This window comes from Sorangium sp. So ce1014 (genome assembly GCF_051521505.1).
Classification (GTDB): Bacteria; Myxococcota_A; Polyangia; order Polyangiales; family Polyangiaceae; genus Sorangium.
The window spans coordinates 333,983-345,504 of sequence record NZ_CP150356.1; the positions used below are offsets into that span (position 1 = coordinate 333,983).

Consider the following 11,522-nt stretch of genomic DNA (forward strand, 5'->3'; position numbering starts at 1 on the left):
CAAGGCGTCCGGGTACGACGTGAAGCAGCTCCTGATCGAGCTCACCCAGACGGACGGTTTTTTCACCATGGCTGCCTGACAGGAGCGAGGAGTATGTCGAAATTCCGCTTGAGCCGACGTGCCATGCTGCGAGGCGCCGGCGCCATCGCCGTCGCGCTCCCGTGGCTGGAGATCATGGGAACCGAGCGCCTGGCGCGCGCGCAACCCGCCCCCGCCCGGCGCTTCCTCGCCGTCTACACGCCCGGCGGGACCGTGATCGACCGCTGGCGTCCGACCGGCACCGAGACGAGCTTCACCCTGGGCCCCATCCTGGCGCCGCTCGCGCCGGTGCAGGACCGGCTGCTCGTCGTCGACGGCCTCGACATGAAGAGCGCGCGCGGGGAGCAGCACCAGAGCGGGATCATCGCCTGGCTCACGGGCACGGATCAGACGGAGACCGGCTACGGGAGGGGGCCGTCCGTCGATCAGGTGATCGCCTCGCGGATCTCCGCCGGTCGGAAGGCGAAGCCGAGCATCCAGCTCGCGGTGCGCTGGGCGACGGGCAAGTCCCACGGCCTGATGTCGCCGATGAACGTCGCCAATTTCGAGGACACCGCGCCGTACAGCCCCATCCCGCCGCGCCTCGATCCGGTGGAGATCTTCACCGAGCTCTTCGGTACGCTGGACCCCGGCGCCAGCGACGACGCCGCCCTCCGCCTCGCGCGGAGGCGATCGATCCTCGACTTCCTCGACGGGCGCTATACTGCCCTCTCCGCGCGGCTCGGCGCGGCCGACCGGCAGAAGATCGATCAGCACCTGACGAAGATCCGCGAGATCGAGCAGAGCCTCGGCAGCACGCCGGCTGCGACGGGCGCTTGCCGGGCCCCGGCGAGGATCGACACGTCCGACTACAACCCGAGCACGGGGCTCAACTCGGACGACGACGGCACGATCGTGGACAGCTCGACCGACGCGGCGATCCCCAAGGTGGGCAAGCTGATGACGGACATGCTGGTGATGGCGCTCGCCTGCGACATCACCGCGGTCGGCACCCTGCAGTGGAGCGACACCGAGGCGAAGCACACGTTGCCGTGGCTGAACCTGACCGAGAATCACCATTACTACCAGCATAACGGCGGCTTCAGGCCGGCCGAGTGCGAGCTCATCCACACCTGGTACTCGGAGCAGCACCTCTACCTCTTGCAGGAGATGGACAAGGTCGACATGGGCGGGCACTCGCTGCTCGACGAGAGCGTCGTCTTCTTCGGCTCCGAGATCTCGAATCCGGCGAGCCACAACAAGACGGACATGCCGTTCCTGCTGGCCGGCGGCGGCGGGGGCCTGCGCACCGGGCGCTGGGTCCGGTACCCGAGCCTCCCGCACAACAACCTGCTCGTCTCGATCTTGAACCTGTTCGGCGACCCCCGGACCAGGTTCGGCGTGCCGGTGTACTGCACCGGGCCGCTCACGAACCTCACGTAGGCATTTCCCGCGATGCCTGGCTGAAGGCGAGCTTCGCCGCCGGCGCGAGCGGCGGGCGCAAGCCCTCCTCGACGCCGCTCGGCCTGTTCGGCTCGCCGGAGGCCGAGCGGCCGGCGCTCGAGGCGCGCGTCGAGGCCGCGCGCGGCGCTGGGGGAGGCGATCGACGATGCGCGCTTCCTCGCCCGAGAGGCGCTCCGAGACGGCCTGCGCGGGGGCGTGCACGGTCACGCGCGCGCCGATCGGGTAGGCGTCCGTGGAGACCGACTTCGACATGTAGGCGGCCACGTCCTCCGCGGGCAGCGGGCGCGGCTCGAAGCGGCTTGCGGCCTTCGGCCTGCCCTGGATGCGATCGACGCGGAACGTCCGCCAGGCGTCTCGCTGGAGATCGTACGCGAGCAGGTACCAGCGGCGGCTCGTGTGCACGAGTCGGTACGGCTCGACGGCGCGCGTGCTCGCGGGGGATTGCAGCAGCGACAGGAGCTTCAGCAGCCGCGCGGACGTCTGGACCATGTGCCGCCTGTCTCATTGCGGACCGAATCTGTCCGCAATCCGGTCTAGCTTCCTCTCATCCCGCGGGCGAGGCGCGCCCGAAGGCGCCCCGCCCCCCAATCCCTGGAGCCACCGCCCATGAGCAACGCCGCTTCCGAGCACACCACGACGACCCCCGGCGTCCGGACCTACAAGGGCAGCTGCGCTTGCCGCGCCGTCCGCTTCGAGGCCGACCTCGACCCGAGCGCCGGGACGACGCAGTGCAACTGCACGATCTGCACGAAGACGAGGTGGTGGGGCGTCCTCGTGAAGCCGAGCGCCTTCCGCCTGCGCGCCGGCGAGGAGGTCCTCGGCGACTACTCGCGGTTCGAGGCCGGCCATGCCCGGTTCTGCAAGACGTGCGGCATCCGCGTCTTCGGGCACGGGGACATCCCGGAGCTCGGCGGGGAGTTCTGCTCCGTGAACCTGAATTGCCTCGACGACGCGGACCTCACCGGCGTCCCGGTGGTGTACCTCGACGGGCGTCACGACACCTGGGCGCAGATCGGCGCCACGACGTACGTGGATCCGTTCTCCGCCGCGAAGCGAGCTTGAGCCGGAGCGCGCCGCTGACGGACGCTCGCCGAGCGCCCCGGGCCGGCGGCGCCGGGAGCTCGATGTTCACGGAGAGGTGCCCTCGACGACGGCGCCGATGATCGCGTCCAGGTCCACCGCGTTCGCCATCGTCTGGTACCCGGCGTCGTTCGGGTGCAGCTTGTCCGCGTCGTAGGCCGGGAGCAGGCGGCCGCGGCTCCGACGAGCGGGCGGGCTCGCTCACGGTCGCTACCTCGCCCACGACCCTCCGCTATACTGGCCGCGTGATGCTGTGCGATGTTGCGGCGAGGCAGGCCGGCCGTCCCTTCACGGCCCGCCGGGCCCCGGGGCCGGCATGAACGACGTCGACCCTCGCTGGATGGATCGCTGCCTGGAGCTCGCAGGGCGCGCCGCGGGGCGCACCGCGCCGAACCCGATGGTCGGCTCGGTCATCGTGCGCGACGGGGAGCTCCTCGCCGAGGGATTCCACGAGCGAGCCGGGCTGGCCCATGCCGAGGTCGACGCCCTCCGCAAGCTCGCCGGCCGCGCCGAGGGCGCCACGCTCTACGTCAACCTCGAGCCGTGCTGCCACCACGGCCGGACGCCGCCATGCACCGACGCGATCGTCCGCTCCGGCGTCCGGCGCGTCGTCATTGGCATGATCGACCCGAACCCGCTCGTCTCCGGCAAGGGGGTGGCGATGCTCGAGAGCGCCGGGGCCGAGGTGGTCATCGGCGTCCGCGAGCTCGCGTGCCGCGAGCTCAACCGCGCCTACATCGCGAGCATGGCCGAGCACAGCGCCCTGAACGCGCCGCGCGAGTGAACGTCCCCGCCGCCCCGGCGGGGGCGATCGACCGGGCGCGATCCCCCCGCTCGCGCGTGTCGTGACCCCGTCGCCCGGAGAGAGCTCGTATGAAGGCGGGAATCGGGAAGATCGTTGAGCGTTCCTCTTCGCCTTTCCGCCTTTCTGCCATCCCGCACTCGTGCTCCGATCGGGCCACCCCCCTCGCGCGCCACGCGAGGACCCCCGCCGCCCCGGGGCCGACAGGGGCGCTCCGCGCGCACGGCGCTGGCACCACGCTTGTTATGCCCTCCGCTCACCCGCGGAGCCGAGCGGTGCCGAATTGTGGGCGCCCTCACGATCGGCCGCTCTAGACACCATTTCTAGACGGAAAGGTGGCAGTATGAAGAATGCTATCCCGATTGCGATCCTGTGCCTCGGCGGGCTCGGCTGCGCGGATACGCCTGCTGGGGACGAGGGCGAGCAACCATTGCTCACGTCCCGACAGCGCATCGTCGGAGGCGCCGTGGACACAGCGCACGCCTATGTCGTGGGCGTGGGCACCCGCAGCCGGGCGTTCTGCAGCGGGACCGTGATCTCGCGGCGCACCGTGATCACGGCGGGACACTGCCACGGCACGCTCACGCGGGTTTACTTCGGCACGAGCCTCGGGCGGCGCTCGGAGAGCGTGCGGATCGAGGCGTCGCGGCGGCACCCCGAGTACGACCCGGGCACCCTCGAGAACGACCTCACCCTCCTCAAGCTGGAGAGCGACGCGCCCGTGCAGCCTGCGCCGCTCCTGCGCGAATCGATGGAAAATAGCGGGTGGTACGTCGGACCGGACTACACATTCGTCGGATACGGGGTCTCCGACGGGGCCGCCGGGACGGGGTTCGGCATGCGCCGCGTCGTGACGTTCCCGATCCTGGCGATCGGCCCGGCCCAGGTCGGCGGGACGCCTGGGACGATCGACGCGACCCAGTTCTATTACCAGGTCCCCGCCATGAACACGTGCGCTGGAGACTCCGGAGGTCCGGCGTTCCTCGTGCGGTCGGGCGTCGAGCGCCACGCCGGCGTGACGTCGTTCGGCGACGACCCCTGCACCCTGGACGGGGTGCAGGCGCGCACCGATCTCGACCAGATCTCCCGGTTCATCCAGCCGACGATCGACGAGTTCGAGGCGGACAACCCGTGCCGCGCGGACGGCCTCTGCGACGCGACGTGCGATGTCGGCCCCGATCTTGTCGACCCCGACTGCGCCGATCTTCACTGCGGCGCAGATGGGGTGTGCGCGCTCGCGTGCGTGTCCCCGGCCGACCCGGACTGCGCCCTCGACGACGACGGCGTGGAGGAGTGATCGGCGACGGCGCTCAGGGCGTGTCTGCGGGGTCCGCCGGGTCGCTGCCGGCGCTCCGCTCGTCGCCGTCGAGGAAGCCGTCCTCGTCGCGATCGAGGCCTGTGCGGTAGCCCGAGCCCGGGGGCGCGCACGTGTACGTCAGCGGGCGCCCCGTCGCGACGGCGATCTGGCGGAGCACGGCGTCCGGGATCGGCGGCAGCGCCATCCGGTCGGCGGCGAACTTCCCGGCTCCGGTGTAGAGAAAGCCGATCTCCTGCAAGATCACGTGGCTCTTCGCGACGAGGTCGCACTCGCCAGCATTCGCCCTCTCGATCAGGAGATCGACGCGCGGGCCGGCGGCGGCCTGGTTCTCCCAGCGCAGCGTCACCTGCTGGCCGACGATCGGCGCGACGTTCGAATCAAAGGCGAGGAGGTACGCCTCGAGCTGCCTCCGGACCGCGTCGCCGGCCGGCGAGTCCGGCAGGCCGTCGGGGTTGTCGGGGAACGTGCCAAACTGGTTTGTGAAGCCGGTGAACGGCGAGAACCCCATCCCGCGGAAGAACCGGAACAGCGTATCAAAGCTCCCGTCATGCAGGAACCCGAACCCCCGCACCTGGTCTCCCATGGGGTCGTTGTCGCCCGGCAGGATGCCGAACTCCGGGGCCTCCATCCCGAACATTCCGACCTTCTGGTACAGGTTGCGCAGGTGCGGCGTCTTGATGAGCTGCGGCTGGAAGTCGAACGTCATGTTGCCGTCCGTGCCGAAGAAGCCCGGCTTATCGGTGCCCGGGTTGCCGTCCGGGTCGAGGACGTGGCAGCCGTTGCAGATGGCGGTCCCGTCCAGGTTGCTGTTGAAGAAGGTGTCACGCCCGGCCTGCTGGTCCGGCGTGAGCGAGTTGTCCAGGCGGCGGATCGGGTTGGGCGGATAGGTCACCTGGAGGATGAAGTCCGCGAACGCCTCCATGGCGGCGGGGGGGATCGGGCCGCTCCGGCCGAGCAGATCGGTGAAGCCGGCCTGGAACTTCATGAACGCGGCGCGCTCGTCGAACGAGCCGCTGTCCGGCTGGGCTGTCGGCGCGTCGTTGCCGCCCGTGCGATCGCCGCGCCAGTGCATGGGGCCATGGTTCGCCATGCCGCGCAGGCTCTGGGTCGTGGTCGGGCCCTTCATCGGGTGGAACTGCTGCGGCATCGGCTGCTGCGTGAACAGGTTGAGCAGCGGGCCGACGAACGGGCCCGGGTTGTTCGTGACCGCCGCGTCCGGATTGCCGAGGTCCCACCCGAGGCTGTCGAGGTCGCCGAAGATATGGCAGCTCGCGCACGAGGAGTCGCCGTGCGCCGAGCTCGATCGCGCGTCGTAGAGCTGGCTCCGCCCGAGCGTGACGCTCGGCGGCTCGGGGCTGTACATCGCGACGTGCGCCGTCTCGGCGCCGGTCGCGGTGTCGACGATCGAGATCGCGTTGTCGAAGCGGGTCAGCACGAACAGCTGGCCTCGCGGCTCGTCGAGCGCGAGCCCCGACGGGCCGCCGCCGCTCACCTCGATGTGGTCGGCCGCGTCCGGCACGAACGTGTCGTCCTCGAGCGCGGCCGTGCTGAGCACGCCGATCTTGCTCGAGCCGAGCGCGGCCACATAGAGCGTCGCGCCGTCGCTCGTGACGGCCATGTCGACCGGCTGGGCGAGGCTCGCCTCGCTCTCCGCGTTCGGCGTCGGGGTGCAGCAGGCCGCGTAGTCGATGTGCTTGTTGAGGTGCCGCGGGGCGACGCGCGGGGCGCCGCTCTTGCGGAGCACCGTGATCCGGCTCTCGTGGAGGTGGCCCCGCAGGCTCTGCCCGGCGAGGACGCCGGGGCCCTCGAACCGCCGCTCGTTCCTCGCGTCGGTGTTGGAGACGTAGATCTTCCCGTTCACGGGGTTGACGACCATGTTGAAGAGGACCGTCCCGACGCCGGTGAAGACCCCCGAGGGCCCGGCGACGGGCCGGGGCGGGCTCGCCATCGCGTCGATGGCGAACACGTCCTTGTCGGGCAGCGAGAGCTTCACGCGAGGGTCCCAGGGGTCGCCGAGCTCGTCGACCCAGTGCGCGCCGTCGAACTTGACGATGAGGCTGACCTCGGGCGCCGGGTCGCCGTCGGCGTTGGTGGCCGGTCCCGGCGAGGCGCCGTCGGGCACGAGCAGCTCGGTGACCACGGTGGTCCGGTTGCCCGAGTGGAAGCCGGCGGCGTAGACGCGGGTGCCGTCGGGCGTGGCGGCGAGCGCGCGCGGCGTGTCCGTGAAGAGGGTGAGGATCGTGAGCGGCGCGCCGCCGAGCGACGTCCCAAGGTGGTTCGCGTCGAACACCCAGACGTCGGCCCGGCCCACGCCGGGCGTCGTGAGCTCAGGATCGTTCGGGTTGTTCTGGCCGCGGTGCGCGGCCGTGATGAAGGCGCGGCGCCGCCCCGGACCGGCAAACACGATGTCTCGCGGCTCGTCGCCGACGAGCAGCGTGCGCTCGACACGGCCGCCGTATCCGCCGGGGGAGAGCTGGACGACGCTCACGCTGTCCGACACGTGGTTCACGACCCACACCTCCGTGTCGCTCCGCGCCGCCACGGCGACCGGATCGATCCCGACCGGGATCGAGCTCCGGTGGACCAGCGCGCCGTCGTGCACGCGGAAGACCTCGAGGCGGCCGTCCGGCGTGTTGAGCGCGAATAGCAAGTCTCCGCTGGGAGACAGCGCGAGCGGGCGCACCTGCCCGCTCTCGAAGAGCGTGGTAGACGAGTCGGCCAGGGCCGGAGCGCTGGACGCGAGAACCGCAATGGATGTCGCTGCGGACAGAAGTCCGGCGGCGACCCTTCGCAGGGCGGACGATGACTGCATGGGGCCTCCTCGAGCGAGCGACTTCAGGGAGCGATCGGAGATCGGGGGATCATTCAACGATTAACACGATCACGCTCTCTCGAGATCCGTGAATCAGCGCGGGGCGCCGCGGAGCGGGGGCGCTACTTCTTCGCCATCACGTACCGGAAGCCACGGCGCTCGGCGCCCGTGACGAGCGTGCCAGCGCGGTGCAGCCCGATGCCGTGGAGCTCTTTCACCTTGAGGTCGTCGAGCCGGCAGATCATGGGGACGACCTCCGGCACGCCGTGCCGCCGCGCGAAGGTCACGAGCGGGCACTCGCGCACCTCGCTGGCCCTGTCGACGCGGAAGCCGCCCGGCTCACCCGCGAGCATGCCCTTCATGAGCAGGCGCCGCGCGGGCTTCAGCCGGAACACGATATCCATCGCGGCGCCGAGGAGCGGGCTCCGGTGAAGCTGCTTGCGGTAGAACGCGAGCAGCATGTCCTCGGCGAGGCGCAGGGCCGGCTCGCGGTCCACGCCGAGGTCGTGCAGGAGCGCCTGGTAGATCGCAAGCACGGGCGGGCCGAGCTCGAAGAGCTTGCGATCCATGCTGCTCTGGAACGGCGGTATCGTCGCCTCCAGCGCGAGGTACCGCTCCTTGGCGCGCGTGTGGAGCTCCGCCGCGCACTCTTCGCCGAGCTCGCGAATCGCGACGAATCGGCCTTCCCTGAGGATCTGAGCGAGACGTTCCGACGGCGACGACGACGACATGCTCAGAAATTATCACACGCGGCGCGCGCGCAAGAACCATTGTTCAGATTTCCACGGCGTAGAGGGTCACTCGAAGTGGCCGGCCAGACCGGCCAATTGGCCCATTCGACTGGCCGGCCAGTCCGGCCAGTACGGTCCGTCGGAGCAGCGGACCGAGCCGGTCAGCCGGTCAGCAGGCGGGCCAGCCAGCCGGTCAGCGGGTCTGCAGGTCTGTCGGGCTGGCCGGCCAGCCTGGCAGGGAAGCCGGCGTGATCGGATGAGTTCAATCGGGACGCACACGGCTCTGCCGGAGTGCCTGGTCGCCGGACAGGAGCTCTGGTGGCAGCCCTACGCGGCCGCCGGGCCCCACAGGCCGGGCACGTGCGTCCCGCACGCGGGGCACGCGCCGCCGGAGAGGAGGACCTCCTGCGTCTCGTAGTTGAACCGCCGCACCACGACCTCGTGGCAACCCGGGCAGCGGGTATGCGAGAGCTCGCGCACGCGGTCGGCCACGTTGCTGACGTAGACGTAGTTCATGCCGCGCGCGTACGCGACGCCGGCCACGTCCACGAGGAACGCCGGATCGGTCGTCAGCCGATCGCGCATCTTGTAGCGCGGGTAGAAGGCGTTGAGGTGCCACGGGATGTCGGGATCGACGCCGGCGATCTCGGCGCCGAGGGCGCGGAGGCCGGCCGCCTTGTCGTTGAATCCAGGCACGACGAGCGTCACGACCTCGACCCAGTAGCCGAGGCGCCGGGCCTCGCCGATCGCCGCGAGCACCGGCTCCACGCGGCCGCCGAGCGTCCGGTACTGGTCGGCGCTCCACCCCTTCAGGTCGACGCGGAACACGTCGGTGACCGGGCGCATGTACGCGAGCGCCTCGGGGGTCGTGTTGCCGTCCGAGATGAGCGCCGTGACGAGCCCCCTCCGCCGCGCCTCGGTGAACACCGCGCGCGCCCACTCGGCCGTGATCATCGGCTCGTTGTAGGCGCTCGCGAGCACCCCGCAGCCCGCAGCGACGGCCACCTCGACGAGATCCACCGCGCTGATGTCGATCGGCTCGCCCTCGCCCTCGGGCTCGCGGAGGGCCTGCGAGACCTTCCAGTTCTGGCAGTAAGGACAGCGCAGGTCGCACCCGAACATGCCGAAGGTGAGCGACCTCGCGCCGGGGCGCACATGGAAGATCGTGTTCGTCTCGACCGAGCGCACGTAATGGCGAGCGACGTAGCCGAACGGGACGCGGAGCTCGCCGTCCTTCTCGAAGCGGATCCCGCACGCGCCCGCGCGCCCGGGCGAGAGGACGCAGCGGTGCGCGCACGCGGTGCACCGGAGATACCCCTCCTCGGGCCCTCGCTCGTAGAGCACCCCGGGCACGGTGCGGCGGGCGAGCTTCGCCGTGAGGGGCTCGCCCGCGGCGCTGTCTGCTCCCGCCTCGGCGAGGGCGCGCTCGCCCCCGGCGCTGCCTTCTCCCGCCTCCGCAGGAGCGCGCTCGCCCGCGGGCGCCGCGCCGCGCACGAGGTCCTCGACGCGGACGTGCGGCCGGCTGCCCGGGTCGCGCGAATCAAGCGAATCACGCGAATCGCGGGGATCGCGGGGATCGCGGGGATCGACGCTCGCTGCTTCCGGGGCGCTGCGGCCGTTCGTCACCATGGGAAGGCGCCCATCCTCGCATCGGCGCCGCGAAAGACAAGGGACGGCGCCCGCAACGGGGGTGTCAGTCCGGCAGCGCGCCCGCGCCCTCGGCGAGCCCGGCGAGCTCGTCCTCGCCGAGCTCGCGCTCGCCGGCGAACGCGATCCCCACGACGGCGCGCACGCTCGTCGAGGCGTCGCGCACCGGCAGGGCCACCGCGGCCTGCGCCGCGACCGCCCTGGCCCCCGGCCGCACGTCGCCGGACGTGTCTGTCTGGAGGTTGCACGTCTGCACAGGCTGGCCGCGCTCCCAGGCGAGCCCGGCCATGCCCTTGCCGCGCGGGACGCGGCGCGTGATCTCCTGCACCTTCTCGGGGATGTTCACGGCCGCGGCCAGCGCGAGCGCGTCGCCCTCGACGAGGTGCACCGTGCCGGCGATGCCCCCGTTGTCGGCGATGAAGCTCCGCAGCCACGGCTCGAGCGACTCTCGGCGCGCTTGCATGGCCGCACCCTCGACCGGCGCGGCGCCTGCGTCAACCGCGAGGACCGGCCGGAGCCGTCAGTCGGACGACTCGCAGATGTAGCGCAGGTGCAGAGAGCAGGGCTCGTCGTTCCAGCCGAGCTCTGGATAGAACCGGTTGAGCTGGCCGCAGTCCTCGCTTCCGGCGTTGTTCGGCTCCCCAGGGTACCAGTTGGTGTACGACACGGGCGCGCCGCTGTCCCAGGCGAAGTCGCCCTCGGAGGCCCTGTCGTTCAGGCCCATCCACCACTTCTGGGTCGAGTGCGCCGAGGCGAGGCTGTAGACCCAGGCCTCCTCGTCCGCGTCGTCGAGCGTGACCAGGCTCATGCCCTGGGCCGCGCAGCTCGCCTTCGCGTCGTTCCACGACTCCTGGCCGTCGCAGAACAGGTAATCGTGTTCGTTGTGGGTCTGCTTGTCGCACGTCGTCGAGCCGCAGACGAGGATGGTGTGCGCGCAGAGGACCGATTGCACCGTCCCGTTGATCACGATGTCCACGTAGAAGTAGATCGTCTGCTCGACGCAGTCGTCGACCGACTGGGGCTGCGCCCTCGGCGCGCCGCTCCCGTGCTCCCGCGCGATCATCCGCTCCTGCTCGAGGGCCGCGATGTCGTCCGCGCCGAGCGCGGGGAAGTTCGCGGGATCGGCCGTGACCACGAAGCGCCCTCCCGCGGCCTCGAGGGGGCTGTACGGGTGCGAGAACAGGGGCGCCATCGCGTCCGCCATGGACGCGCTGCCCTGATCGCCGAAGGCGAGGTCGATCCGGTCGAAATCGAGGCCGTCGAACGCGAAGTGAACCATCACCCCTCGCGCGCTCAGGTCGACCGAGAGCCGCTGGCCAGGCGCGAGGCGCGCGATGCTCCGGGCGTCGACAAGCACGTTCGAGGCGTCCACCTCCCCGATCGCCGCCTCGTCGGGGCCCGCGGTGCTGCAGCCGGCGAGGCCGACCGCGGCCAGCGAAGCCGCGGTGAGCGGCAGCGCCAGGATACGAGTGATGCGAGCGATACGAGCGAGCTGTTCGAGCATATACCCTCCAGATGTGATGAATCTCGTCGGCGAGCCACGTTGTCGGGACAGGGCATGACGCGTCGCGCGCCCCGGGTTTCGCCGCAGCGCCTGCCCGGAGCGCACCCCGGGGCCGCTGCGCCCAGCGCGGCCGCAGGGGACTCCCG

At 71.0% G+C, this 11,522-nt stretch carries 9 protein-coding genes and 1 pseudogene; 4 read left to right on the top strand and 6 right to left on the bottom strand.

Features of this window, described 5'->3' with window-relative positions; translation table 11 throughout:
* The first annotated feature begins 123 nt into the window (after positions 1-123).
* Positions 124-1,461: a DUF1552 domain-containing protein gene (locus WME75_RS01305; protein ID WP_437485597.1), complete on the top strand. Its 1,338-nt coding sequence runs from the start codon at positions 124-126 to the stop codon at positions 1,459-1,461.
* A 144-nt stretch (positions 1,462-1,605) separates the two neighbouring features.
* Here WME75_RS01305 and WME75_RS01310 read toward each other — a convergent pair.
* Positions 1,606-1,917: pseudogene (locus tag WME75_RS01310) on the bottom strand (WYL domain-containing protein); the annotation flags it as partial.
* A 171-nt stretch (positions 1,918-2,088) separates the two neighbouring features.
* On the opposite strand from WME75_RS01310, the gene WME75_RS01315 reads away from it, so the two are divergent.
* From WME75_RS01315 to WME75_RS01325, 3 genes are all read left to right on the top strand, one after another.
* A complete protein-coding gene (locus tag WME75_RS01315; protein WP_437485599.1) occupies positions 2,089-2,544 on the top strand; it encodes a GFA family protein in 456 nt (151 codons plus the stop codon).
* 334 nt (positions 2,545-2,878) lie between these two features.
* Positions 2,879-3,346 carry a bifunctional diaminohydroxyphosphoribosylaminopyrimidine deaminase/5-amino-6-(5-phosphoribosylamino)uracil reductase RibD gene (gene ribD / locus WME75_RS01320; RefSeq protein ID WP_437485601.1) on the top strand — a complete coding sequence of 156 codons (468 nt, stop codon included), beginning with the start codon at positions 2,879-2,881 and terminating at the stop codon, positions 3,344-3,346.
* Between the two features lie 361 nt (positions 3,347-3,707).
* On the top strand, positions 3,708-4,661 hold the full coding sequence (locus WME75_RS01325; RefSeq protein WP_437485603.1) for a S1 family peptidase: 954 nt from the start codon (positions 3,708-3,710) through the stop codon (positions 4,659-4,661).
* Between the two features lie 13 nt (positions 4,662-4,674).
* Here the strand turns inward: WME75_RS01325 and WME75_RS01330 are convergent, their stop codons facing one another.
* The 5 genes from WME75_RS01330 to WME75_RS01350 form a co-directional block, all read right to left on the bottom strand.
* A complete protein-coding gene (locus WME75_RS01330; protein ID WP_437485605.1) occupies positions 4,675-7,494 on the bottom strand; it encodes a hypothetical protein in 2,820 nt (939 codons plus the stop codon).
* Between the two features lie 122 nt (positions 7,495-7,616).
* Positions 7,617-8,225: an L-2-amino-thiazoline-4-carboxylic acid hydrolase gene (locus tag WME75_RS01335; RefSeq protein WP_437485607.1), complete on the bottom strand. Its 609-nt coding sequence runs from the start codon at positions 8,223-8,225 to the stop codon at positions 7,617-7,619.
* A 327-nt stretch (positions 8,226-8,552) separates the two neighbouring features.
* Positions 8,553-9,854 carry a radical SAM protein gene (locus tag WME75_RS01340; protein WP_437485609.1) on the bottom strand — a complete coding sequence of 434 codons (1,302 nt, stop codon included), beginning with the start codon at positions 9,852-9,854 and terminating at the stop codon, positions 8,553-8,555.
* A 64-nt stretch (positions 9,855-9,918) separates the two neighbouring features.
* Positions 9,919-10,335, bottom strand: a complete 417-nt coding sequence (locus tag WME75_RS01345) for a GAF domain-containing protein (protein ID WP_437485611.1) — start codon at positions 10,333-10,335, stop codon at positions 9,919-9,921.
* Positions 10,336-10,392: 57 nt separating this feature from the next.
* Positions 10,393-11,376, bottom strand: coding sequence for a C-type lectin domain-containing protein (locus WME75_RS01350; RefSeq protein WP_437485613.1), 984 nt, complete (start codon positions 11,374-11,376; stop codon positions 10,393-10,395).
* Between the last annotated feature and the right edge of the window lie 146 nt (positions 11,377-11,522).

What these genes read in the sequence shown, in the direction of transcription:
- WME75_RS01345 (WP_437485611.1), bottom strand. Translation starts at nt 10,335, where the DNA reads ATGCAAGCGCGCCGAGAGTCGCTCGAGCCGTGGCTGCGGAGCTTCATC.
- WME75_RS01335 (WP_437485607.1), bottom strand. Translation starts at nt 8,225, where the DNA reads ATGTCGTCGTCGTCGCCGTCGGAACGTCTCGCTCAGATCCTCAGGGAA.
- ribD (WP_437485601.1), top strand. Translation starts at nt 2,879, where the DNA reads ATGAACGACGTCGACCCTCGCTGGATGGATCGCTGCCTGGAGCTCGCA.
- WME75_RS01330 (WP_437485605.1), bottom strand. Translation starts at nt 7,494, where the DNA reads ATGCAGTCATCGTCCGCCCTGCGAAGGGTCGCCGCCGGACTTCTGTCC.
- WME75_RS01315 (WP_437485599.1), top strand. Translation starts at nt 2,089, where the DNA reads ATGAGCAACGCCGCTTCCGAGCACACCACGACGACCCCCGGCGTCCGG.
- WME75_RS01305 (WP_437485597.1), top strand. Translation starts at nt 124, where the DNA reads ATGCTGCGAGGCGCCGGCGCCATCGCCGTCGCGCTCCCGTGGCTGGAG.
- WME75_RS01340 (WP_437485609.1), bottom strand. Translation starts at nt 9,854, where the DNA reads ATGGTGACGAACGGCCGCAGCGCCCCGGAAGCAGCGAGCGTCGATCCC.
- WME75_RS01325 (WP_437485603.1), top strand. Translation starts at nt 3,708, where the DNA reads ATGAAGAATGCTATCCCGATTGCGATCCTGTGCCTCGGCGGGCTCGGC.
- WME75_RS01350 (WP_437485613.1), bottom strand. Translation starts at nt 11,376, where the DNA reads ATGCTCGAACAGCTCGCTCGTATCGCTCGCATCACTCGTATCCTGGCG.